The 23,696-nt window shown below is 68.2% G+C and carries 19 protein-coding genes; 9 read left to right on the forward strand and 10 right to left on the reverse strand.

Translation table 11 applies throughout. The annotated features are described in order from the left end of the window. From LL236_RS12165 to LL236_RS12190, 6 genes are all read left to right on the forward strand, one after another. Window positions 1-1,089, forward strand: coding sequence for a peptidase C39 family protein (locus tag LL236_RS12165; RefSeq protein WP_228179113.1), 1,089 nt, complete (start codon window positions 1-3; stop codon window positions 1,087-1,089). Between the two features lie 49 nt (window positions 1,090-1,138). Continuing rightward, window positions 1,139-3,541: an ATP-dependent helicase gene (locus tag LL236_RS12170; RefSeq protein ID WP_228179114.1), complete on the forward strand. Its 2,403-nt coding sequence runs from the start codon at window positions 1,139-1,141 to the stop codon at window positions 3,539-3,541. 144 nt (window positions 3,542-3,685) lie between these two features. After that, window positions 3,686-5,269, forward strand: a complete 1,584-nt coding sequence (locus tag LL236_RS12175; RefSeq protein ID WP_228179115.1) for an aspartate:alanine exchanger family transporter — start codon at window positions 3,686-3,688, stop codon at window positions 5,267-5,269. Window positions 5,270-5,372: 103 nt separating this feature from the next. Next, window positions 5,373-6,437 carry an SseB family protein gene (locus tag LL236_RS12180; protein ID WP_228179116.1) on the forward strand — a complete coding sequence of 355 codons (1,065 nt, stop codon included), beginning with the start codon at window positions 5,373-5,375 and terminating at the stop codon, window positions 6,435-6,437. Next, a complete protein-coding gene (ligD, locus tag LL236_RS12185; protein ID WP_228179117.1) occupies window positions 6,427-7,479 on the forward strand; it encodes a non-homologous end-joining DNA ligase in 1,053 nt (350 codons plus the stop codon). The genes LL236_RS12180 and ligD overlap by 11 nt, the downstream gene beginning before the upstream one ends. Next, window positions 7,476-7,985 carry a nitroreductase family deazaflavin-dependent oxidoreductase gene (locus tag LL236_RS12190; protein ID WP_228179118.1) on the forward strand — a complete coding sequence of 170 codons (510 nt, stop codon included), beginning with the start codon at window positions 7,476-7,478 and terminating at the stop codon, window positions 7,983-7,985. Before ligD ends, LL236_RS12190 begins: the two co-directional genes overlap by 4 nt. A gap of 41 nt (window positions 7,986-8,026) precedes the next feature. On the opposite strand, the gene LL236_RS12195 is transcribed toward LL236_RS12190, so the two are convergent. The 9 genes from LL236_RS12195 to merA all read right to left on the reverse strand — a co-directional run bounded on the left by LL236_RS12195 (window position 8,027) and on the right by merA (window position 16,887). Next, window positions 8,027-9,073 (reverse strand): ATP-dependent DNA ligase, encoded by a 1,047-nt coding sequence (locus LL236_RS12195; RefSeq protein ID WP_228179119.1) that lies wholly within the window; start codon window positions 9,071-9,073, stop codon window positions 8,027-8,029. Window positions 9,074-9,118: 45 nt separating this feature from the next. Further along, window positions 9,119-10,276, reverse strand: a complete 1,158-nt coding sequence (locus LL236_RS12200) for an AI-2E family transporter (RefSeq protein WP_228179120.1) — start codon at window positions 10,274-10,276, stop codon at window positions 9,119-9,121. Between the two features lie 90 nt (window positions 10,277-10,366). Further along, complete coding sequence (locus LL236_RS12205; protein WP_228179121.1) at window positions 10,367-11,830, reverse strand: phytoene desaturase family protein; 1,464 nt, start codon at window positions 11,828-11,830, stop codon at window positions 10,367-10,369. 80 nt (window positions 11,831-11,910) lie between these two features. After that, a complete protein-coding gene (locus LL236_RS12210; protein ID WP_228179122.1) occupies window positions 11,911-12,912 on the reverse strand; it encodes an IS481 family transposase in 1,002 nt (333 codons plus the stop codon). Window positions 12,913-12,981: 69 nt separating this feature from the next. Further along, the gene (locus LL236_RS12215) at window positions 12,982-13,902 is read right to left on the reverse strand and encodes a cytochrome c biogenesis CcdA family protein (protein WP_058623030.1); all 921 of its coding nucleotides are present in this window, start codon (window positions 13,900-13,902) and stop codon (window positions 12,982-12,984) included. 3 nt (window positions 13,903-13,905) lie between these two features. Beyond that, window positions 13,906-14,430, reverse strand: coding sequence for a TlpA family protein disulfide reductase (locus LL236_RS12220; RefSeq protein WP_228179123.1), 525 nt, complete (start codon window positions 14,428-14,430; stop codon window positions 13,906-13,908). Next, window positions 14,427-14,630 (reverse strand): hypothetical protein, encoded by a 204-nt coding sequence (locus LL236_RS12225; protein ID WP_365126645.1) that lies wholly within the window; start codon window positions 14,628-14,630, stop codon window positions 14,427-14,429. Before LL236_RS12225 ends, LL236_RS12220 begins: the two co-directional genes overlap by 4 nt. 124 nt (window positions 14,631-14,754) lie before the next feature. Next, window positions 14,755-15,417, reverse strand: coding sequence for an organomercurial lyase MerB (merB, locus tag LL236_RS12230; RefSeq protein WP_228179124.1), 663 nt, complete (start codon window positions 15,415-15,417; stop codon window positions 14,755-14,757). A 45-nt stretch (window positions 15,418-15,462) separates the two neighbouring features. Further along, window positions 15,463-16,887 (reverse strand): mercury(II) reductase, encoded by a 1,425-nt coding sequence (gene merA / locus LL236_RS12235; RefSeq protein WP_145950733.1) that lies wholly within the window; start codon window positions 16,885-16,887, stop codon window positions 15,463-15,465. Between the two features lie 105 nt (window positions 16,888-16,992). Here merA and LL236_RS12240 point away from each other — a divergent pair, with 105 nt between their 5' ends. Continuing rightward, entirely contained in the window at window positions 16,993-17,382 is a 390-nt protein-coding gene (locus LL236_RS12240) for a heavy metal-responsive transcriptional regulator (protein WP_040347802.1), read from the forward strand. A 281-nt stretch (window positions 17,383-17,663) separates the two neighbouring features. Here LL236_RS12240 and LL236_RS12245 read toward each other — a convergent pair whose 3' ends face one another. Next, entirely contained in the window at window positions 17,664-18,341 is a 678-nt protein-coding gene (locus LL236_RS12245; RefSeq protein WP_228179125.1) for a TetR family transcriptional regulator, read from the reverse strand. A gap of 215 nt (window positions 18,342-18,556) precedes the next feature. Between LL236_RS12245 and LL236_RS12250 the strand changes: the two genes are divergently transcribed. Both LL236_RS12250 and LL236_RS12255 read left to right on the forward strand, forming a co-directional pair. Further along, window positions 18,557-22,045 carry a glycosyltransferase family 2 protein gene (locus tag LL236_RS12250; protein WP_228179126.1) on the forward strand — a complete coding sequence of 1,163 codons (3,489 nt, stop codon included), beginning with the start codon at window positions 18,557-18,559 and terminating at the stop codon, window positions 22,043-22,045. Continuing rightward, a complete protein-coding gene (locus LL236_RS12255; protein WP_228179127.1) occupies window positions 22,042-23,622 on the forward strand; it encodes a chitinase in 1,581 nt (526 codons plus the stop codon). The genes LL236_RS12250 and LL236_RS12255 overlap by 4 nt, the downstream gene beginning before the upstream one ends. The last annotated feature ends 74 nt before the right edge of the window (window positions 23,623-23,696 follow it).

Consider the following 23,696-nt stretch of genomic DNA (forward strand, 5'->3'; position numbering starts at 1 on the left):
GTGCAATCGATCGAACCGGTGCTCGCGGAAGGCGCAGAAGCCGTCACCGCGGTTCTGGATGCCGGCCTGGCTGATGCTCTGGGTGCTGAGCGAGCCGCGCGCTGGCGCGTCGAGCGCGCCGGGTACCGCCCCACGGCGCACATGCTCGGTAGCGGCGCCGGCATCCTGGCTGCCGTGCTCACGTCCGGTCGCCCCGCGACAGCTGCGACCAAGATCGTCGACCTGTGGACCTCGCCCGAGGCTCCGACTGACGCTGCCGATCGCCTCATCGCGGGCGTGATCGCTGCGGCAGCTGAGCGCGGCGACGCCGCCGTGAAGTGGGAACTGCCCGAGGATGCCGCGGTTCCCGCGTCGGCCGCAGCGCTCGGGTTCGCGCCTCTGCGCGCCCCCTGGGGTGCTGTCGGCACCGAGGCGACGCAGGGGCTCGTGCACTGGCTCATTCCCCTGACCCATGACGAGCCCGGCTACTACGGACAGACGACCCTCTTCACGTGCGGAGCGGTAGCGGCCCTCATCGCGACCGAGCGCCACGGCAGCCCCGGCTTCGGGGGCGAGACCGTGCCCGATCGTGATCTCGAGATCGACTTCTGGCGTCGCGCCAGCAACTACCCGGCCTGTGAACCGCTCGGACTGGCCGTCACGGTGCAGGAGCACGTCGGCTCTCGCGGCGCGGTGGAGGTCGCACTCGATCACCCAGGACCTGTCCTGCTGGAGGATTTCACCGGCTTCGACTACGACTTTCGGGCAGAGCTGCAGCGGGAATCGCGCAAACGCGCGGCAGATCTCGGCATCCCGGTCGACACGGCCCGAATCCCGATGACCGACGTCGCGGCGCGGGTGGCCGCGGGCGAGCAGGCCCTGCTTCTCATCGACGAGGCGCCGATGCACGCCGACCCCGGACCGCACTGGATCGTGGCTCACGCCGCTGCCGGCCCCTATGTCGTCGTCGAGGACCCGTGGGTGAACCAGGCGACGGGGGAGACCTGGGTCGATACCCATGATCTTCCGATCCACATCGATGACCTGGAACGCCTCGTCGCCTGGGGACCCGAAGGCTACCGCGGCGTCATCTTCCTCTCGCCGCGCTGAGTCGACGGGCCGGGCGGATGTCCGGGGTCGCGAATAGACTTGCGGGGTTATGGATGTGGTGGATGACGAGCTGCTGACCGGCCTGAATCCGCCGCAGCGCGAGGCGGTGCTGTACCGGGGCCCGGCGCTCCTGATCGTCGCGGGCGCGGGGTCGGGCAAGACCCGGGTGCTCACCCACCGGATCGCGTCGCTGCTGCGCGGTGGCGAGGCCTATCCGAGTCAGATTCTCGCGATCACGTTCACCAACAAGGCAGCCGGTGAGATGCGCGAACGTGTCGAGCAGCTCGTCGGTGAACGCGGGCGCGGGATGTGGATCTCGACGTTCCACTCCGCGTGCGTGCGGATCCTGCGTCGCGAGGCCGAGCAGTTCGGGTTCACGAAGGCGTTCACGATCTACGACTCCGGCGACTCCCGTGCTCTCATCAAGCGCCTCGTGAAAGAGCACGAAGCCGACGCTCTCGGGCTGACCCCCGCGGGCGTGCAGGGACGGATTTCCAAGCTCAAGAACGAACTCGCGGATGCCGAGTCCTTCGCGCGACAGGCGAACATGAGCGACCCCGCCGAGCGCCTCTTCGTCGAGATCTTCGGCGACTACCAGCGAGCTCTGCAGCGCGCCAACGCGTTCGACTTCGACGACCTCATCGCCCAGACCGTGTATCTGTTCCGCGCGTTCCCGCAGGTTGCGGATGTCTACCGCCGGCGCTTTCGGCACGTCCTCGTCGACGAGTACCAGGACACCAACCACGCGCAGTACGCGCTTATTCACGAACTCACTCGCCCTGTCACGGGGGCTGCAGCCGAGCCGTATTCCGTCGGCGGAATGATGATCTTCGAGCCCGACGAGGCTCCCGAACTCGAGGGTGCCTCGCTCACCGTCGTCGGTGACTCAGACCAGTCGATTTACGCGTTCCGCGGGGCCGACATCCGCAACATCAGCGAGTTCGAGCGCGACTTCCCCGGCGCGAAGGTCGTGCTCCTGGAACAGAACTACCGGTCGACACAGAACATCCTCTCGGCGGCGAACGCCGTCATCGGCAACAACTTCGATCGCAAAGACAAGAAGCTGTGGACGGACGTCGGGGCAGGCGATCCTATTGTCGGCTTCACCGGTTACTCCCAGCACGACGAGGCCCAGTTCGTCGCTGACGAGATCGAAGCCCTCCACCGCCGCGGCGTCGAGTACGGCCAGATGGCAGTTTTCTATCGCACGAACTCCCAGTCCCGTGCGCTGGAAGAGATCTTCATCCGCTCGGCAGTGCCTTACAAGATCATGGGCGGCACGAAGTTCTACGAACGCGCCGAGATCAAGGATGCCCTCGCGTACCTGGTCGCTGTGGCCAACCCCGCCGATGAGATGGCGGTGCGCCGCATCCTGAACAAGCCGCGGCGCGGCATCGGCGACGTCACCGAGACGGCCATCGCCCGCTACGCGGCGGACCAGCAGATCACGTTCCGCGATGCGCTCGCCAACGCCTCGGCCCTCGGCGTCGGCCCCAAGATCCAAGCCGCGATCGCGCAGTTGGATTCCGTTCTCGCTGAGGCGAGCGCCCTGATGCTCCCGTCCTCCGGTGAGCTCCCGCCGCCCACCACGGTGGCCGAAGGGCTTCAGCTGCTTCTGAACAAGTCGGGTTACCTCGACGCGCTGCGCGCCTCCCGCGATCCGCAGGATGAAGCGCGCGTCGAGAACCTCGACGAACTCGTCGCCGTCACACGCGAGTTCGCCCGCAACAACCCCGACGGCACGATCATCGACTTCCTCACCGAGGTCGCCCTCGTCGCGGATGCCGACGACCTCGACGACGCGAGCGGGTCCGTGTCTCTCATGACGATGCACACGGCGAAGGGGCTGGAGTACGACACCGTGTTCATCACGGGCGTCGAAGAGGATCTCATCCCGCACCGCATCTCGGCCGGGGAACCGGGCGGACCGCAGGAAGAGCGGCGCTTGTTCTACGTCGGCGTCACGCGTGCTCGAGCGCGGCTCTATCTCACGCTCGCGATGACCCGAGCGCAGTTCGGCGAAGTGTCGGTAGCGATGCCCAGCCGGTTCCTGCAAGAGATCCCTGCGACGCTCATCGATTGGCGCCAGTCCCCGGGTGATGTGAACTCCCGTGGGGGTTCCCAGTCCCGCGCCCTCAATGCGCGGCCAGGGCGGGGCGGGTTCGGGTTTGGCTCGAGCGGCGGCAGCTTCGCGGGCTCCGGGCGATACGGCGACGCGCTCGTGCCGAAGTCGACATCGATCGACAAGTTCGCCAACCGGATTCCCGCGAAAGTCCGCGACAACGGCGACATGGAGCTTGCGCCGGGAGACCGCATCCGTCACGACGACTTCGGCGAGGGGCGAGTGGATGCTGTCACCGGCGAGGGGGCGAAGCGCGTCGCGCATGTTCGTTTCGATAGCGCGGGCGCCAAGAAGCTCCTGATCAAGATCGCCCCGATCGAAAAGCTCTGAGGGTCGCGTCTGGGAGGGGGCGCCAGGACTTTCGCCCCTGAGCGCCACCCGTGGGCGCGCGTACGATCGCGATGACGGCGTGAGCGAGGGTGCACCGGCGCCCAGGGCCCACAGAAGGTCAGGCCCGCTGGCAGAAGGAGGCCCATGACCCTCGCGTCAGTCCTCACTGTGCTCGCCGATCACCCGGTGCTCGTGCTGTTCCTGGTCACGGGTATCGGCGCGGCGATCGGCCGCATCCGGTTGTGGGGGATGTCGCTCGGCGCCGTAGCCGTGCTCTTCACGATGATCGCGCTCACCGCCTGGGGCGTCTCCCAGGGCGTCACGATTGAGGTGCCCTCGTACGTCGGCGACTTCGGTCTGGTGCTCTTCGCCTTCAGTATCGGCGTCATCGCAGGGCCGGGGTTCGTGAACGCGCTTCGCACCTCGTATTGGATGCTGCTGCTCGTCTCAGCCATCATGATCGCTGCGGCAGCCCTGACGCTGGGCCTGGGGACGATGCTGGACCTGTCGCCGGAAACGATCGCCGGTGCGTACGCCGGCTCGGTCACGAGCACACCCGCCCTCGCTGCTACCGGGGGCAGCCCAGCAGCGACAGTCGGGTACGCGAGCACCTACATCTTCGGCGTCATCGGGGCGATGGGAGCCGTCGTACTCGCGCTTCGCCACAGTCGCACAGACGCTGACGCACCACCACGGATCGTCGACCTCGTCATCCGCATCGACACCGACAGCACCCCCACGATGACCGACCTCACGCGGCGGCACGGCGGCCGGGTGCTGGTCTCGCGCCTGCGTCGCCCCGACGGAGAGGTCGTCGTCGTGGGTCCCGACACGGTGCTCGAGAAGGGCGCAATCATCAATGTGGTCGGCCCGGAGCGGGTCGTGGCAGCCGTCACCGAGGAACTGGGGCATCCGTCGACGCTCAACATCACGCACGACCGCAGCCGACTGGACTACCGGCGGATCATCCTGTCGGACTCGCGCTGGTCGGGACGCACGATCGCGCAGCTCGGTGTCGCCGAGCGCTTCGGTGCGACGATCGTGCGGGTGCGGCGCGGGGATGTCGAGTTCCTCGGGACCCCCGACTTCGTGCTGCACCAGGGCGACCGGCTTCGTGTTGTCGCTCCCCGCGACCAGCTGCCCGCGGTCACGGCCTTTCTCGGCGACTCTGAACGCGGCATGGCCGACCTCAACCCCGTGGCTCTCGGCCTCGGTATCGCCGCGGGCATGCTGCTCGGCCTCATCGAAGTGCCGCTGCCGGGCGGATCGCACCTGTCGCTGGGAGCCGCAGCCGGAGCGCTGATTGTCGGCCTCGTGATGGGCAGGATCGGGCGGATCGGCCGCTTTGTGACGACGATCCCCAACGCCGCTGCCACCGCGCTGGGCGAGTTGGGCCTGTTGATCTTCCTCGCCTACGCCGGATCGAAGGCGGGATCACAGATTCTGCAGGCCATCGCCTCGGGAGAGATCGTCGCGCTCGTCGGGATCGGATTGGTCGTGACATCCTTCGCGATGTTCGGCACCTACCTGCTGGTGCGACACATCCTGCACCTGGGCGGAACCAAGCTGTCGGGCGTCATCGCCGGAGCCCAGACCAACACCGCGATCCTCGCGTTCGCGCAAGAACGCACCAGCCACGACGTCCGTGTCGCGCTCGGCTACAGCCTCGTCTACCCCACGGCACTTGTCGTGAAGATCCTGCTGGCCCAGCTCCTCACGCTGCTGTGATGAGCCGCGGAGTCGCTGGAGTGGCGGCATCCGGGCCTACCGTGTTTCCCGAACTGTGACAACCCTGGCCCCGTTCGGCCCGCGACGTCTGTAGCCTCGAAACATGGCTCTGTTCTCTCGACGCCCAGCAGCAACGCCTGCCGAGACGCCCGAGGGCGCCTCCGACGACGCGACATCCGTTGACGACACGGGAGTCGCCAACGCCGCATCCGACGCCGACCCGGCAGCCTCGCAGCCCTCGGCGGTCGCTGACGACGAACCAGACTTCGACGCGGTGGTCGGGATCTCGATGTCGTCGTTCCAGGGCCTCGGGGCCCCCGCGCCCGCGGCGAACGCCGCGGCAGAAACGGCGGCCGATGACGACGCAGAAGCGCCGCCCCGGCCCAGCGTCCAAGACAACGGCCCGCTGGTGACGGCGCTGTCAAAGCTCCCCGAGCGACCCGAGCCGGCGGAACTCCTGCAGGTTGCCCGTCAGCTGCTGCAGGGACACCTCTTCCTGCGCGTCAAGGGAGATGCCAAGCGAATGCTCGCCGAGGGCGAGAACATTCCGCTGGCGATCACCACGATCGGCGACAAGCAGTACGTCCTTGCCTACAGCGGTGTCGCGGCCTTGCGTGCCAGCCTTGCCGCAGACGGCGCGACCGACACCTCGGCGATGGCGCAGCCCGCGCAGGCGGTGCTGCGGTTCCTGCTGTCGGGTACCTACGCCGGACTCATCGTCGACCCGGCATCCGCTCCTGCCAGGGCGCTGCTCTCGAGGGAGCTCATCGCCCAGATGATGGAGCAGGCAGACCCCGAGTTCAGCGTGAAGAAGCTGCTCTCTGCCCGTCGCACCGAGGAAACGCCCGACGAGGTCGTCGCCGCGATTCCGTCGTCACGGCTGTGGATCGCGGTCAACAAGCCCGACGGGTCCGATCAGGTCGGCGTCGCCGAGGCCCGCACCGCCGATGGGGACCGGCTCATCGAAGTGTTTACGCACCCCATCGAGATCGCAGCACTCGGGCGCGGTGACCGCCCCGCCCCCGTCACCGGTGCGCAACTGGGCGCGGCGCTTCGCGCAGACCCTGGGCTCGCCGGCATCCTCATCGACCCCGCCGGTCCCTGGATTCGACTGAACCGAGACCACCTCGCCCCGCTGATGGTCGAGGCCCCGGACGATGGCGACTGACCGGGTCACCCTCACCATCCCCGGCCCCGACGGCGATCGGGAGGTCGGGCTGTCCAGTCCTGACCGTGTGCTGTGGCCAGCGGTCGGCATAACCAAGCGCGAGCTGGCCGAGTACCTGCTCGCCGTCGCAGGCCCCTTCCTCGCCGCAAACGGTCATCGACCCGTCTCGCTCGAGCGCTACCCCGACTCGATCGAGGGCGAGATGTTCTTCTCGAAGAACCCACCCAAGGGCGCGCCGGCCTTCGTTGAGACCGTCACTGTGAGGTACAACAGCGGGCGTCGGCATCCGCAGATCGTGCTCACCGAACCCGCCGCCGTCGTCTGGGCGGCGCAGATGAACACCGTCGTCTTCCACCCCTGGGCCTCGCGTATCGAGAACACCGACAACCCCGTCGAGCTGCGCATCGACCTCGACCCGCAGCCCGGAACCGATTTCGCGGATGCCGCAGCCGTCGCCCCCGCGCTCCGTGAGGTGCTCGCGGAGGCGGGACTCGAGGCATGGATCAAAACAAGCGGCAACCGCGGCATCCACCTGTTCTGCCCGATCGAACCGGAGTGGGAGTTCCTCGACGCCAGGCACGCGGTCATCGCTGCCGGTCGCGAACTGGAGCGACGAATGCCGGAGCAGGTCACGACGAACTGGTGGAAAGAGGAGCGCGGAGAGCGCGTCTTCATCGACTTCAACCAGGCAAATCGCGACCGCACGATGGCAGGGGCCTACAGTCCGCGAGCCCTGCCGGCCGCGACTGTTGCCACCCCGATCACCTGGGAGGAGCTGGCGTCCGTCGATCCGGCATCGTTCACTGTGCGCACCGTGCCGGAGCGCCTGGCCGAGGTGGGCGACCCCTGGGCCCGGTTCGGCGAGGTACGCGGCAGGATCGACACGCTGCTGGAGTGGTGGGAGAGAGACCTTTCCGACGGACTCGGTGAGCTGCCTTTCCCGCCCGAGTTCCCGAAGATGCCCGGCGAACCCCCGCGGGTCCAGCCGAGCCGCGCACGCAAACCCGACCCGAGCGACCCCGAAACGGAGGAAATCGAGTGACCGACAAGACTGCCGACGCGACGGGCACCGACACGACGGGCACCGAGACGACGTCGACGATCGATCAGTGGGCCGCGCGCCTGCTTCGCACGCGCTGGATCGTCCGCGCCCCGATTCCGCTGTTTCGCGCGGGGCTTGGCTGGTTGTTCGGCGGCAGGTTCGTGATGGTCGAGCACATCGGCCGCAAGAGCGGCCAGCCGCGCTACGTCGTGCTTGAGGTGATCGAACGCGAGACGAACGCGCTCCGCGTCGCTTCCGGCCACGGCTCGCGCGCACAGTGGCTCAAGAACCTCCAGGCCAACCCCGCTGCCCGGCTCTGGGTCGGTCGCTCGAAGGGCGTGGCGGCCACTGCCCGCATCCTGCCTGAGAGCGACGCAGCGGCGGTGCTTGCCCGCTATGCCCGGGTGCACCCGGATGCCTGGGACCACCTCAAGGGGGCGATGGACGAGCTGAACGGGGGAGAGACGACCATACCCGTGGTCGAGTTCACCCCGCCTTCGCGCTGATCGCGCCGCTGAGTCCGCGCGCCGAACCGCGCCGCTGACCGTCAGCTTTCGAGCACCGCGCCCACGTCGTACGCGCTGACAGTCTCGAGTTGGTCGTACGTGCACGAGCGCGGGTCACGATCCTCGCGCCACCGCACGAACTGCACGGTGTGGCGAAAACGCCACTTCTCGAGCTGGTCGTAGCGCACCTCGAGCACCAGTTCGGGGCGCAGCTGCACGAACGACACATCCTTGCCCGAGGCAAAGCGAGACCGCTCCCCCTCGCCGGTCACTGCGGCGCCGGCCTCGTCGCGCTCGACGAACGGTTCGAGCTCGTCGACGAGCTCCCGTCTGCGCTTGTCCGACCACGCTGCCACCCCGCCGACCTGGACGAGCTGACCCTCGTCGGTATAGAGACCGACAAGCAGTGAGCCGACCCCGCTCCCGCTCTTGTGCACCCGGTAGCCGAGCGCGACGACATCCGCCGTGCGCGCGTGCTTGATCTTGAACATCGTCCGCTTGCCCGGCGCATAGGGCTGGGCGAGGGGCTTGGCGACCACACCGTCAAGGCCCGCCCCCTCGAATTCATCGAGCCACCGAGCAGCCCGGTCGGGGTCGTCAGTCGTGCGCGTGACGTGCACCGGATGCGGCACGTCGCGCAGCAGGTCGAGGAGCTCAGCCCGCCGGGCCTGGAACGGCTCGCTCGCCAGATCGCGCTTCCCGCGCGCCAGGATGTCGAATGCGATGAACATCGCGGGGGTCTGCTCGCTCAGCATCCGCACCCGCGAGTCGGCGGGGTGGATGCGCTGCGTCAGCGCGTCCCAGTCCAGGCGCTGAGAGCCCGGCTCGCCCAGCGCGATCACGATCTCGCCGTCGAGCAGGCACGGTTCGGGAAGGAGCCGCGCAAACGCCTCGACGAGCTCGGGAAAGTAGCGCGTGAGCGGCTTCGCACCGCGGCTGCCGATCTCGACATCTGTCCCGTCCCACGACACGAGCGCGCGGAAGCCGTCCCACTTCGGTTCGAAGCTCAGACCGCCGGCGACCGCATCAGGCGCGGGGATGCGGTCGACGGACTTCGCGAGCATCGGCTCGGGAATCGCATAGCGCATGCGGTCAGCATCCTGTCTGTCGGGGGTAGCTGTCCAGCCCGGGCGTCAGGACGGCGCCGGTTCGGTGCTCTTGCGTCGTGCCCACCGGGCGGGGGTGTTCGGGCCGTCCCACACCTGCACGATTCCCCACGCCACTGCCGTGATCGGCACGGCGAGGACTGCGCCGACGATTCCGCCGAGCACGGTGCCGACCGTCAGGGCGATCAGGATGACGAACGAATGCAGCTTCATCGAGCGCCCCATCAGCACCGGTTGCAGGAAGTTTCCTTCCAGCTGGTTGACGAGCACGATCAGACCGACGACGAACAGCGCGTTGACCCAGCCGTTGGCGACGAGTGCGACGAGCGCTGCCAGGATCCCTGCGAGGGTCGCCCCGACGATCGGGATGAAGGCGAGGAGGAAGACCAAGACCGCCAGGGGGAGGGCGAGCGGGACGCCGAGGATCCACAGGCCGATGCCGATCCCGACCGCGTCGACGAACGCGACTGACGCGGTACCTCGGACGTAGGCGCCGAGGGTCGACACCGTCTTGTCGCCGATGCGGCGAGCCCGCGCTTCGGCGGAACCGCGGAACGGGCGGAGCAGAAACTCCCACATCCGCTGGCCGTCCTTCAAGAAGAAGAAGAGCACGACGACCAGCAGGACGAAACCGGTCGCGAAGTTAGCCACGACGCTGACGCCGGCGATGGCCCCAGTGCCGAACTGGGCACTCGTGATGAAGTCCTGAATCGACGAGATCCAGTCGTCGATCTGCTGCTGATCGATCCCGAACGGCAGCGTCTGCACCCACTGCCAGAGCTGCTGGGCACCGGCCTCCGCCTGGCTATAGAGCGAATCCCACTGATCGCGAACCGCCCAGACGATGAGCCAGCCGACACCGCCGAGGATCAGCACGATCGTGAGCAGCGCGATGAGGGTCGCGAGGATCGAGGGCACGCCGCGACGGCGCATCCAACTCATCACCGGCGCGAACGCCGACGCGAAGATCAACGCGAGCAGCACCGGGATGACCACCAGCGTGATCTGTCGGAGTCCCCAAATGATGCCGGCCGCGAGGGCGACGACGACGATGATCTGCAGTCCCCGCGTTGCCAGCATCCCGAACTTGTCGCCCCACAGCTTGCTGGGCGGAACGATGCCGTCGTCGGGAACCGCCAGGGCGCTGTTGCTGTCTTTGGAGGAGCCGATGCCGAACAATCCCATGGCTCGACCGTAGCTGTCGCACGGGTCCGGATGCACGGTCTTGACGCGGCGGCGAGAATCGCGCAGGGGCCTCGGGCCGCCCTTTCGCCGTCAGTCGTCGCCGAACACGTCATCCAGCGTCACCGGCAGCCCTGCCGCGTCGCCGAGCGCCGTGCGGGCAGCGTGCCAGCCGCTCATCCCGTGCACACCTGGGCCCGGCGGGGTCGATGATGAGGCGAGATACACCCCCGGCAGCGGGGTACGCCACGGATGCCGCGACACGACGGGTCTGCGTATCGCCTGGGCCAGCGTGAACGCGCCGCCCGAGATATCGCCGCCGATCTCGGCAGGGTTGGTGTGCGCACGGGTCACTGCTGTCGACGAATGCACCGCAAGTATCAGATCCCGCACGCCCGGCGCGAAGCGCTCCACTTGCGCGAGAACGGCATCCGTGGCATCCGTGGGGGAGTCGAGCGGGACGTGGGTGTACGCCCACAGGACCGCCTTGCCGGCGGGAGCGCGCGTCGGGTCGATCACCGACGGCTGCACCGCGAGCACGTAGGGGCGCGCGGGGATGCGGCCACGGTTGACCTCGCGCTCGGCGGCGATGATCTCCTCCCGCGTTCCGCCCAGGTGCACCGTCGGCGCACGCCCCACGTTCGGGTCGCGCCAGGGGATAGGCCCTGCCAGCGCTACATCCACCTTCATGACGCCGGGTCCATACCGGTAATGACGCACGGCCCTCGCATACGCGGTCGGCAACGCGGATGCCGTCAGAAGCAGCCGCGGAGAGGTGTCGAGGATGAGCAGATCGCCGGCCGCCGGATCACCCCAGTCCAGGTCATCGAGCGACGCGACGCGCACTCCGGTCTCGATCACGCCCCCGTGAGCCCGGATGTCGGCGGCGAGGGCCTCGGCGATCGTCTGGGCGCCTCCGTGCGGAACGGGCCACCCGCCGGCGTGGGCCTGCGCCGTAAGCAACAGACCCGCCGCTGCCGACGCCAGGGACGGCATCCAGGTGTTCGCGTGAGCCATCGCTCCCGCCAGCAGCGCTGCGGCCCGCGGTGTGCGGAAGCTCGCCGCGCCGAGGCCCGTTCCCTGCTCGAGCACCCGCAAGCCGTACCGCACAGCCGTGAGCGGATGCCGCGGCATCCGTATCAGCTGATCGCCCGTGAACGTGACGAGCTCATTGATGTGGCGTGCTAGAGGTCGCGTCATCGCGAGCCAGGCGCGGCCGTCGGGGCCGAGATCGTCGGCAGTGCGGCCTGCATCGCGCCAGGCGATTGCTGCGGGCGCATCATCGAGCGGATGTGCGTAGGAGGCATCCGGAACCAGCCACGAGACCGCCCGGTCCAGGCCCAGCGCCCGAAAGACCGGTGAGGTGAGTGCCGCGGGGTGCACGGCCGAACAGACGTCGTGCCGGAACCCGGGCAGGGTCAGCGCCTCGGTGCGCAGTCCTCCGCCGATCGTGTCGGCAGCCTCGAGGACTCGCACCCGCAGTCCCGCCCGGGCGAGGACCGCCGCAGCGGTCAGTCCGTTCGGTCCGCTGCCCACGACCGTTGCGTGCGCCGCCATGCCGCCAGTCTGCCACCCCCGGCGCGTCCCGTTCCGGCATCCATCGCTGTTCGCATCCGCTGCGCCCGGCATCCGCTGCGCTAGATGTATGAGGCCAGGAGGTTGTTGACGCGAATTGGCACGAGCGTGGCCGGCGGCTGACCGTCCGCGGCACCGTGCGGGCGGTGGTAGTTGTAGTGCAGGTTCCAGCGCTCGAGGGCGTTGGCGCGTTCGTCTTCTGAGGTCCATGTCCGTGCATAGAGGAACTCTTCGGCAAGGATCCGGTTGTACCGCTCGATCTTTCCGTTGTGGCGGGGCGTGTAGGGCGTGATCCGTTGGTGCCGCGACCCGGCCAGTGCATCGGCGAACGCTGAGGCGCGGTAACAGGATCCGTTGTCGGTCACGATCCGTTCGATGTGCGTGATGCCATGAGCCGCGAACCATGCCCGCGCTCGCGCGAGGAACGCAACGGCCGTCGCGGCCTGCTCGTTCGGCAAAGCCTCGGTGTACGCGAGGCGTGAGTAGCCGTCAATCGCTGAGTGGAGGTAGACGTAGCCGGCTCGCGTGCCGCGGGTTTTCGTCCGCGCGACGGCGCGAGCTTCCGGGCTGTCCTTGCCATGAGCCCGCCATCCGCCGCCATCGGGGATTCGGCCGACCTTCTTGACGTCCAGGTGAACCATGTGGCCGGGGCACCGAGCGACAATCTTCCTCGCTTCGCGGTTACTTTCCCCGGTCGGGTCGATGAAGCGGCGCCGGTTGAGCTGCAGGTCGGTGAGGATGCGACTCACCGTGCGCCGACTGATCTGAATGCCGACCTGTTCGAGCTCGAACGTGATCCGAGCCGCTGACCACTTGTGCTCGCGCCGCATGCGTTCGACTTCGCGAACAACGACGTTGGGGGCGGCTGTCGGGGATTGCTTAGGCGTCGATGAGCGGTCGAGCAGACCGACCTCACCGAACTCACGATGGCGATGGACCCACTTTGACGCGGTAGCGCGGGAGATTCCCATCTCAGCTGCCACGTGAGCGATCGGCCGGGTCTTGCAACGCTCGACCAGCCGCCGACGTCCCTCGACTGACAGTGGCGAGTTGCGGTGAGTCATGCACGTCCTTCGAAGAATGTTCCAGTCGAGTCGCTGAGTCCCGGACCAAGCCCCCCATTCAGCCGTCGGCTACTGACCCTCGTGGTCGCCGCCTGACACGCCGAGGCCGACGTTCGTGGTGTCGCAGCAGGCCTCCGGCGATTCGGAACTGGCTCGACGCCGCCTATGGGCGGCGCCAAGGGCGAGTACTACGAGGAGGGAGATGACCGCGAGCGCCGCGATCGGCGCCGTGTGAGCCTGAACCCAGCCGGACAGGGTCGTTGAGAGCCTGGCGACACCGCCGGCACGGCCGGTCGCGACGAGGTTGTTGTCGGCGGTGGCGGCGGGCCACCAGTACCACGCGAGGTAGACGCCGGTGAGCAGCAAGACGGCGCCGGTGATCCGGGGGCCATAACTCCCGAGGCGTGCGACGTGGCGGGTTAGGCCGGTACCCGCGGCGGTGGTCGCGAGTGCGAGCAGCAGCAGGATGCTGGCTGAGCCGGCGGCGTAGACACCGAAGACCAGCAGCAGCCCCGCGTAGCTGGCGGTGGCCTGTGCCTGGGCGATGACAGCAAGGATCACTCCGAAGGTGCACGACAGGGAGGCGAGGGCGTAGCCGATCCCGAAGACCAGCATCCGGGCGGTTGGCGGGAGGCCTTCGGTTGCTCGGCCGGTGATCCGGGGCAACCGCACGGAGATCGAACGGCCGGCCAGCATCCACAGGCCGAGGAGCACCAGTAGGACGCCTACGGCGAGACCGAGTTTGGGCGCTGCCTGGATCAGGCCCCGAGCCCCGGCGCTCACCAGCAGGCCCGCAGCCGCGAGGGTGCCGGCGAACCCGATCGCCAGTGCGATTCCGGACCGCAGGGCCCTCAGCAGCCGCACCGGGACGGGCGAGGCGTCAGCGTCGCCGAGGGTCTGGCTGATCCAGGCCGGCAGCAGCGCGAACCCGCATGGGTTGACCGGCGCCACCATGCCGGCGGCGAAGGCGAGGCTGAGCAATCCGCCCATGGATCAGGCTCCGGCCTTGACGAGTTCGGCGGTGACCTTCTTCGCGTCGGGCTCGGTGGCACGGAAGGTCACCTTGCCGTCGCCGTCGATGACGATGAGGGTGGACAGGGCGGCAACGTCGAATCGCTGGGACAAGGCGGCACCCTTGTCTATGGCGGCCGGGACGTGTTCGGCGTCGACGTACTCCATGAATCCCTCGATGGTCTCCTTGGACTCGCCGGGGTCCATGTCGACGGCGAGGAAGCTCGCCCCAGCACCCGACTTCTCGGCAGCGGTGGCGGCCTCGCCGAGGGAGCGGACGCCTTCAACGCATTCGCCGCAGCCGACGGAGAAGAAGAACACCGCGGTCGGCTTCCCGCTGGCGGGCAGGCTGACCATCTGGCCGTCGATGCTAGTAACCGCCGCTGGCGTGCCCGCATCTGCGGCTGGTGTGGCGTCGGTGTTTCCGCAGGCGGTCAGAGCCAGGGAGCCTGCAAGCAGGAGGCCGGCGACCGAGAGGGTCGCGCGGCGGGTGCGGGTAAGCGTCATCGGTTCTGGTCGTCCTTCGTGTCGCTGGGGTGGGTGGAGTTCACAGGCGGGCAACAGCCATGCCTGGCGTTGTTGCCGCCGCTGCGGCGCCGCGTGGTCGCGAGGACCGCGAGCACCAGGACGGCGATGCCGGTGCCGATCACCCAGGGGTTGCCGAGGAACCCGCCGACACTGGCCAGCAGACCACCGGCGAGGAGCAAGGGAAGTAGGGCGCAGCAGGCGACCATGAGCAGCGCGGCCCCGGCTCCGAGGAGCAGGCCGCTGCCTCCCGGTTGGTCGTCGTGGTGGACTTCATCGGAGTGGAGTTCCCTTCGGTGTTCTTGGTCAGCAGCGGCAGTGGCCGTCGTCGGCCACTGCCGCGTTGGCCTGGAACTGGTTGAGGAAGCCGGTCGTGAGGTCGGTACCGATCCGATAGGCAACGGCCACGGGCACGACCTCGGCGCGGGGGTGCTCGGCCAGCCAGCCCGCGGCGTCCTCATCGGAGGTGAAGTAGTGGACCTGGTTGCAGAAGGAGGACCGGATCGAGGTGATCTGGTCGGGGTTGACCAGCGACACCACCGCGGTGGCGGGTTCGACGCTGGTGACGCCGGCGACGGGGTCGATGGTGACCCGGATCGGCTCGCCGCTGGTCGGGGAGACCGACTCCACGCTCGCCGCGCGCTCGAGCAGGGTCGGAAAGATCAGGGTGTCCAGGGCGCACCAGGTGTAGAGCTCCTCACCGGCCACGGTGAACCGGTGAGGGGTGGGGCGCAGGGTGAGGCCCTGGCCGATGATGCGGCCCTGGTCGTCGTACTCGGTGTCCGGCACCACGGCCAGACCCGTGCGTACGTCGTCGACCGGACGGCCGGCGGCCGCGGCGAACTGCTCGACGGTGACCGGGCCGCCCTCGACGATCAGCCGCAGCAGCGGGATCGATAGGACGGCGTCAAGGCCGGTCTCTTCGGTGTTGTTGAGTCGTTCGGGCAGTTGCGTCGTGAGCTCCGACATGGCGGTACCTTCTTCATGAGTCGGGTGGAGGCTGTCGGCTGCGGGTCACGCGCAGCAGGACAGCTTGGAGATGTCGGTGGTGAAGGCCTTGGCGGCGATCCGGATGCCTTCGGTCATGGTCAGGTAGGGCGCCCATGCGTCGGCGACCTCGGTGACGGTCTTGCCGAGGATGTGGACACCGGCGGCGGCGAGCTCGCCGGCGTCTTTGGCGACGGCGGTGAGGCCGAGGATCTCGCCGGTCTCAGCGTTGGCGACGATCTTGATGAAGCCGCGGGTGTCGCGGTTGACCAGCGCCCGGGGCACGTAGTCCAGCGGCAGGACGCGGCAGTCGCAGCGGATCCCGGCAGCGAGCACCTGGGCCTCGGTCATCCCGACCGCGCCGATCGCCGGACTGGTGAAGGTCACCCGCGGCAGCCGGCTGTGGTCCACCGACCGCTCAGCGCCAGCGAACGTGTTCTCGGCGACCATGTTGCCGTGGTGGGCGGCGACGTAGACGAACTCGGGGTGCCCGGTCACGTCGCCGGCTGCCCAGATCCGGGGGTTGGAGGACTGCAGTTGGTCGGTGACCACGATCTCGCCCGTGTCGCCGGTCTTCACCTCCACCGCATCGAGGTTCAGCCCATCGGTGACCGGTCGGCGGCCGAGGGCGACGAGGACCTGTTCGGCGTGGAATTCCTGCTCGCCGCCGGAGATGTCAGCGGTGACAACAACCTGGCCCCTGACGTCGTCACGGGCAACGTGGGTCGGGACCGCACGGCGGACCACGCGGATGCCCTCGTCGGCGAAGACCTCCTGCAGCGCCTTGGATACCTCCGGCTCCTCCTTCGACGCCAGCCGGGAACGAACCAGCAGGGTGACGTTCGACCCGAGCCGGGCGAACAGTTGGGCCTGCTCCAAGGCGACGTAGCCGCCGCCGAGCACCAGCAGCGAGTCGGGAACCTTGGTCAACTCCATCGCCGTGGTCGAGGTCAGGTAGCCGGCCTCCTCAAGACCGTCGATCGGTGGGGCCCATGCGCTGGCGCCGGTGGCGACCAGGTAGTGATCAGCGTCGATCGTCTCGACCGCACCGTCAGTCGCGGTGACCTCAAGAACGGGCGCTTCTGGCGTGCCGGCGAACGCAGCGTCGCCGTGGCGGATCTGCCAGCCGTAGGCGTCGGCGACGTCGACGTACTTCTCACCCCGAAGTTCCTCGACGAGGTCCTGCTTGCTGCTGATCAGCGCGGGCATGTCCACGTCGTCCGCTGTGGTGGCGATCCCCGGGAAACGGTTGCCCGCCTCGGCAGCGGTCTGGCGGGCCTCAGCGGCGGCGATGAGCGCCTTCGACGGCACGCAGCCGGTGTTCACGCACGTGCCGCCGAAAGTGCCGCGCTCGATCATCACCACCGACTTGCCGAGCGTGGTCGCGCGGATGGCGGCGGCGAACGCGGCGCCACCCGATCCGATGATCGCAAGGTCGTACCTGGACTGCATCCCGATTCCTCCCCTGAGTCTTGAGAATTGCTCTTGATGCAGCCACAATGGACCTTCCAGTACGGGGGAAGGTCAAGTGCGACCTGTGACACATCGGAGACCCAGATGAGGATCGGCGAACTCGCCGAGGCGGCCGGCACCACCGCCAAGACCCTGCGGTTCTACGAGGAGCAGGGCCTGCTTCCCGCGGCCGAGCGCACCGCGTCGGGATACCGCGACTACGATCCGGAAGCAGCGACTCGGATCGACTTCATCCACCGCGGCCAGGCTGCCGGACTTACCCTCGCGCAGATCAAACAGATCCTCGACATCCGCGATGGAGGCGAGATTCCCTGCGGCCACGTCCGGGACCTCCTAGACGTTCGTCTGAAGGACATTGAGCGCCAGATCTCGGATCTCGTCTCCCTCCGCGACAACGTTGCCGCCCTCCGCGACGCAGCCGCAGAACCCGAACCCGAGACCTGCAACGCCGACGAGGTCTGCAGGTACCTGTAGCCAATCCGAGATGACGCGCGCAGAGGCGGAGCGTCCTGCCGCGACCTTCCTACGTGACCACAACGTTATGGCCAGCAACAGCTAGATGTCAGCCGATCTCTGTTTCGGTCGCGCCGTGGTGCGGGTTCTGCGCGCGGGCACCCGCAACAGGGCGCGACCGAACGGAGAGCTTCATCGTTCGGTCGCGCCATGGTGTCGTTACCCGCTGGGGAACTCCGCACAACGGCGCGACCGAAACCTGGGCCGACGGGTCAGCGAGCGCCCCGCCCCGGCGCCTCAGGTTAGAGGTCGAGGGAGGTGTGCAGGCGGCGGGTGACTTCGGCCAGCGGCATCCGCTTGGGGAAGACCGCCACCACGACGTCATCAGGATCCGGATGCTCGGGCTCGGGGTGCACGCCGAACTTGCGCAGGAGGTCATCGAGGGCGGCGCGCAGCACCGACACCGGCACCGGTTCCCGGTCGCGCAAGAGCTGTCGCAGCACGTGGTTGTGGACGGCGGCGACGGATGCGGCGAAGCCGACGGCATCGATCGGATCAAGGCCCGGCAAAGCGCCGCGCAGGTACTCGTCGAAGAGTCGCTCGTAGCGGAACACCGTGACGATCTCGCGCTCGCGAAGTGCCGGCACCTTGCGCACCACGGAGTAGCGGCGCCGCGCGAGGTCGGGGTCGGCTGCGAAGTGTTCGAACACCGTGACCGCCGCATCGCATACCGCCACCCAGGGGTTCTCGTGCGGGTGAGACAGGTTCTCGCGCAGCTGGGCGAGCAGGAGCTCGTGGTCAGCGAACACGACGTCGTCCTTGCCGCCGAACTGGCGGAAGAACGTCGATCGGGAGCTGCCGGCAGCCTGGGCGATCTGCTCCACGGATGTCGCGTCGAAGCCGTTCCGGTCGAACAGGTCGAGTGCGACGGCGACGACAGCGGTCCGCGACGACGGTGTTGCGGCGGAGGTGTCGGACATGCCGTGAGCCTACCGCCGCGACAACCTCAAGTCTGGCTCAGCGTTACCTCAAGGAACCTGCCGCGCAGCCGAGGATCACCCCATGAACCTGCGAGTTTACGGTAACGCGCGATAGCGTCGCCGTGCGGGACCAGATGGTGAACAGACTCCGTCAACGGCCCCCGCATTTGCTGTCAAAGGCGTCCGACCCGACGGACAAGGATGGAAGCACAGGCATGAGCACGCGCACAGCGTTGCCGTCGACGCGACGGCCGCAGTGGGGTTCCGAGAAGCGGCGGACGCCGCTCTCGACGGTGCATGCGCGCCCGTCTGCGGCCAAGGTGGTGTGGGCGCGGATCGCCATCGGTGCGACGATCGCTGCCTGGGTCGGCTACATGATCTTCACGATCCTGCCGCAGCTGTTCGCGAACGAGGGGGTCTTCCGCACCCTCGAGGCGATCCTCTATGCGGCAGTCGTCACCTTCCTCACCTTCTCGGCCCTCATGTACCTCGTCGCGAGAGAAGGAGCACTCCGTCGATTCCGCGACCACGTGCGCGCGCCGCGCGGGGAGCTCGATCGCCACTTCGCCGAGGGGCATCAGGACGGCCTGACGGTCCTGATCCCGTCGTACGCGGAAGAGCCGGCGGTCGTGCGCAAGACGATGTGGTCTGCGGCGTTGCAGGAGTACCCGTCGCTGCGGGTCGTGCTGCTGTTGGATGACAGCCCCTTCCCTACCGACCCGGTGGTGCGCGAGCGACTCGATGAGACCCGCCGCATCGCATCCGACATCGAGGCGGCTCTGAACGAGCCTGGCGAGCGGTTCACCGCAGCGCTGCTGGCGTACGAGAACGAGTGGTTGCTGGGCGGCACCGTCGCGCCGGATGCCGTCGAGACTCTCCGCGACGAGTACGTCGCCGCGGTGGCATGGCTGCGCGCCGTCGGTGACGAGTGGCCGCACGAAGACCACGTCGACACGTTCTTCATCGACCAGGTGCTCGGAGGCCTTGCCGAGGACCTGGAAGCGACGGCGCAGGCCCTGCAGGCTGCGATGGATGCCGACGCCGCCCCTGCCGGAGAGAGACTGCTCGAACTCCACCGCCGGCTCGTGCGGATCTTCTCGGTCGAAGCGACGACTTTCGAGCGCAAGCGCTATGCGTCGCTGTCGAACGAGCCGAACAAAGCCATGAACCTCAACGCGTACATCGGGCTGCTGGGCGGGCGCTACCACGCTCACCCAACCGACGAGGGAACCGTGCTCGTGAAGGTCGGACCCGCGGACGAGGCCGACATCGTCATCCCCGACACCCCCTACCTGCTCACGCTCGACGCCGACTCGCTGCTGCTTCGCGACTACTGCCTGCGGCTCGTGCACTTCCTGGAGCAGCCCGAGAACGAACGCGTCGCGGTGACACAGACGCCCTACTCGTCGTTCCGCGGCGCCCCGACCCGCATCGAGCGGCTCGCGGGCGCCACCACCGACATCCAGCACATCCTCCACCAGGGGATGTCGGCGCACGAGGCAACCTTCTGGGTGGGCGCCAACGCCGTCATCCGTCGCCGCGCACTCGAAGACATCGTGCAGGTCGAGACGGTGAACGGCTACGAGGTGCGGCGGTACGTGCAGGACCGCACCGTCATCGAAGACACCGAGTCGAGCATCGACCTCGCCGATCAGGGGTGGTCGCTGGTCAACTACCCCGAGCGACTGAGCTACAGCGCCACCCCGCCTGACTTCGGGTCGCTCGTCGTGCAGCGTCGCCGGTGGGCCAACGGCGGTCTGCTGATCATGCCCAAGTTCTTGAAGTATGCGCAGCGGCGGCGCAAGTCTCACCGGCCGATCACGATCGCCGAGTGGATGCTGCGCACCAACTACATGGCGTCGCTGGCGTGGGCATCCTTCGGTCTGATCATGCTGCTGACCTATCCGTTCGACAGTCGGCTGCTGAGCCCGTTGGTCGTGTTCGCGGCCCTTCCCTATTTCGTGTCACAGGCCAGCGACCTGCGCTACTCGGGTTATCGCACGATCGATATCTTCCGAATCTACGGGTTCAACCTGATCCTGCTGCCTGTCAACCTCGCGGGCGTCCTCAAGTCGATCGAGCAGGCGCTCACCGGCAAGAAGATCCCGTTCGCCCGCACGCCGAAGGTGCGCAACCGCACCGCCACGCAACTGCTCTACGTTGTCGCCCCCTACGCGATCGTCATCTTCTCGGTGTTCACCGCGTGGTGGAACATCCTGCACGAGAACTGGGGCACGGCGGCCTTCGCCGCATTCAATGCGACGCTCGCGGCCTGGGCGATCGTGGAGAACATCGGCATCCTGGCGTCGATCGCCGACACCTGGCTCGGACTTACCGACTGGATGTGGGTGGACGCGACCCCGAAGAAGCGCTCGCGCGCGACGGCGGGGGAGCGCACGCAGACGGATTGGCGGGCTGCGCTGTACCACGGGCATCCGGCTGCGGGAGAAACCGCCCCTGCGTACCTGCCTCCCCCGACCATCCCGGCGCGCCCGGCGATGCTCGAACTCGGGACTCTCGAGCGGCCCGCCCTCGCCGAACCCGGGCAACCGGCCATCGCCCTGCTCGCCGCCAATGACTCACCGGGCGCCGATCCGGTGTCGGCGACCCGACCCGAGGTCGCCGGAGCCGAGGCGGCTGCCGAGCCGGAACCCGAAACGGTGCCGGCAGCCGCCCCGGCGCATCGCGATGAGCTACTGCCCGAGCCCGAGTTGGCGCCCGAACCTGAACTGGTCGCGGTGCCCGAGTCCGCGCCTGTGCTCGTCGCTGTTCGGGCCGAGTCGGCGTCCGAGCCCGTGCTGGTCGCCGAGCCCGAGCAGGTCGCGCAGGACGACGTCTTCCGCCCCACGTATGCCATCGCGCCCGCCTACGGTATGGAACTTGTTCCGGACCTGTGGATGCCGGGCCCGGGAGGCCGTGTCGTCTCGGCCGAGTGGGATGACTTCGGCGACGCTGCTGACCACCCGATCGACGTCGCTGGCGGCGGGTGGTCGCCTGCAAGCACCGCCGAGCGCGCGGTCCAGGTCTTTCCGCCGGCAGAGTCCGCGCCTTCTGAGGCGGGTCTTCCGGCGTGGAACCACGCCTCGCAGCCGCTGCGTCCGGTCGCTCCCACGGCTCAGCCGGTCGCGCAGCAGTACATCTTCGCGCAGGCTGCTCCTGAGCCTCAGCCCTGGCAGGCCGGTCCGCCGCAGCCCGTGTATCCACGCCGGGAGCAGGCGGCCCCCGCAGCACCGGGACAGGTTTATCCCAGACCCGCTCCCGCCCTGCAGTCTCCGGAGGCATCGCATCAGCCCCCGTGGTACAAGCCGTCGCAGTATGCGGCTCGCGGGACCGGTGTGCCCGTGACCCCCGTGCCGCTTCCAGCATGGCAGGGTCACATCGAGTCACCGCAGTACCCGTCGTCCTATCCTTACCCCGTCACCCCGCCGCAGGCCGCGCACGAGGTCGACCCGGGGTGGCAGAGCCAAGGTCAGCCCGACCTCTATGCGCCGGAAATGGTCACCGATCGAGTGCCCCCGGCTGGATGGGCCCCCGCCCCCGCGCCGGGCGAGTGGCCTGCCCCGGACCAGACCGCCGCGCGGCCGGCATCCGACGCTGTTCCGGTCGGCGTACCGCCGGGACGGATGCCGCTTCGCAACGAGGTCCCGCTCTCACCCAATGCTCCCGTGTCGCGCCCGGTGCGTGGCCGAGGTCGAGGGTGGTGACCGGCGGGACGGCGAGCAGCGCTCACGAGCGGCGGGCGAACGGTCCGCACGCCGGAAAGCGTCTGTCGCCGTGGCGCGTCATGCTCGGCATCCTCATCGCCGCGGCTGCCGGCGTTGCCGTCTGGTTCGGGTTCCACACCGTCACCGATCGGGTCGTCATCGACCCGAACCAGCCGTGGTTCGCGGCGTACGTCGATACGACCCTGACTCCCGCCTACGCGTTTGAGTCGCCGACGTCGGCCGCTGACGAGGACGTCGTCCTGGGCTTTGTCGTCGCTGCCGACGAGAGCGCGTGCGAGCCGTCGTGGGGTGGCGCCTATTCGCTGGATCAGGCTGCCCGAGACCTCGACCTCGACCGCCGCATCGCCCGTCTCAGGCAGCGGGGTGGTGACGTCGTCGTGAGCTTCGGCGGGCGAGACAACACCGAGCTTGCGGCAGCGTGTCCGGATGCCGAGTCGTTGGCAGCTGCTTACCAGGCCGTCATCGACCGCTACGACCTCACGATCATCGATCTCGACGTCGAAGGCGACGCGTTACAGGATGCCGAGGTCGGGGCGCGCAGGGCTGAGGCCCTGCGCATCCTGCAGAGCGAGCGGGATGCGGATGATCCGCTCACTGTCTGGTTGACGCTCCCGGTGACCCCCTCGGGGCTTGACGCCGCCGGTGAGGCAGCGGCGGCGCAGGTGATCGACGCTGGTGTGCAGCTGGGCGGGATCAACGCCATGACAATGGACTACGGGGTCGACCTCGAGGGTCGAACGATGGGCGACGCGGCGATCTCGGCGATCACGGGCGTTCGCAACCAACTCGTCGACATGCTCCGCGATACGGATGAGCCGCTCACCTCCGCGGCCGCGTGGGCGCGCATCGGCGCAACGCCCATGATCGGGCAGAACGACGTCGTCGATGAGGTCTTCACGATGGATGACGCAGCTCAGCTCAATCAGTTCGCCCTGGATGCCGGTCTTGGTCGCCTGTCGATGTGGTCAGCGAACCGTGACCGAACCTGTGGCGACAACTACGCCGATGTACGGATCGTGTCCAACTACTGCAGTGGCGTCGATCAGGGCCAGGAGAGCTTCGCTGTGACACTCGGAGACGGCCTCACCGACACGGGAACCGTTGGAAGCCACACACCCGTACCGTTGCCGAGCGCCTCGGCAACGGACGATCCGGCCACCAGCCCCTATCCGATCTGGAACCCTGACACGCGCTACCTCGCTGGGTCGAAGATCGTGTGGCACGGCATGGTGTACGAGGCGAAGTGGTGGACCCGCGGTGACGTTCCCGATGACCCGATGGTCAGTGGCGCCGAGAGTCCCTGGGACCTCGTGGGTCCTGTCCTTCCGGGCGAGACCCCCTACGTCGTGCCGACGCTCCCGCCCGGGACGTACCCGGATTGGTCGGGCGATACCGTCTACCACGAGGGGGATCGGGTCCTGTACGACGGGGTGCCGTTCGAGGCGAAGTGGTGGACGCAGGGAGACAGCCCGGCTGCGGCATCCGACGATCCGGATGCTTCGCCCTGGATTGCGCTGACCGCTGCGCAGATCGAGCAGATCGCCGGCACCGGCTAAGCCACACACCGGCTCGTTCGGAACCGTTCAGCGCCGGGTAGTAGGCTGACTTCTTGGTCGAACTATCTCGACAT

The sequence above is a fragment of the Microbacterium schleiferi genome (genome assembly GCF_020781975.1).
Classification (GTDB): Bacteria; Actinomycetota; Actinomycetes; order Actinomycetales; family Microbacteriaceae; genus Microbacterium.

Bases quoted from the DNA above. Each gene is read 5' to 3' on its own strand.
- LL236_RS12175 (WP_228179115.1), top strand. From the start codon at position 3,686: ATGACCCTCGCGTCAGTCCTCACTGTGCTCGCCGATCACCCGGTGCTC.
- LL236_RS12220 (WP_228179123.1), bottom strand. From the start codon at position 14,430: ATGACGCTTACCCGCACCCGCCGCGCGACCCTCTCGGTCGCCGGCCTC.
- LL236_RS12205 (WP_228179121.1), bottom strand. From the start codon at position 11,830: ATGGCGGCGCACGCAACGGTCGTGGGCAGCGGACCGAACGGACTGACC.
- LL236_RS12250 (WP_228179126.1), top strand. From the start codon at position 18,557: ATGAGCACGCGCACAGCGTTGCCGTCGACGCGACGGCCGCAGTGGGGT.
- LL236_RS12195 (WP_228179119.1), bottom strand. From the start codon at position 9,073: ATGCGCTATGCGATTCCCGAGCCGATGCTCGCGAAGTCCGTCGACCGC.
- merB (WP_228179124.1), bottom strand. From the start codon at position 15,417: ATGTCGGAGCTCACGACGCAACTGCCCGAACGACTCAACAACACCGAA.
- ligD (WP_228179117.1), top strand. From the start codon at position 6,427: ATGGCGACTGACCGGGTCACCCTCACCATCCCCGGCCCCGACGGCGAT.
- LL236_RS12240 (WP_040347802.1), top strand. From the start codon at position 16,993: ATGAGGATCGGCGAACTCGCCGAGGCGGCCGGCACCACCGCCAAGACC.
- LL236_RS12245 (WP_228179125.1), bottom strand. From the start codon at position 18,341: ATGTCCGACACCTCCGCCGCAACACCGTCGTCGCGGACCGCTGTCGTC.
- LL236_RS12200 (WP_228179120.1), bottom strand. From the start codon at position 10,276: ATGGGATTGTTCGGCATCGGCTCCTCCAAAGACAGCAACAGCGCCCTG.
- LL236_RS12170 (WP_228179114.1), top strand. From the start codon at position 1,139: ATGGATGTGGTGGATGACGAGCTGCTGACCGGCCTGAATCCGCCGCAG.
- LL236_RS12215 (WP_058623030.1), bottom strand. From the start codon at position 13,902: ATGGGCGGATTGCTCAGCCTCGCCTTCGCCGCCGGCATGGTGGCGCCG.
- LL236_RS12180 (WP_228179116.1), top strand. From the start codon at position 5,373: ATGGCTCTGTTCTCTCGACGCCCAGCAGCAACGCCTGCCGAGACGCCC.
- LL236_RS12210 (WP_228179122.1), bottom strand. From the start codon at position 12,912: ATGACTCACCGCAACTCGCCACTGTCAGTCGAGGGACGTCGGCGGCTG.
- merA (WP_145950733.1), bottom strand. From the start codon at position 16,887: ATGCAGTCCAGGTACGACCTTGCGATCATCGGATCGGGTGGCGCCGCG.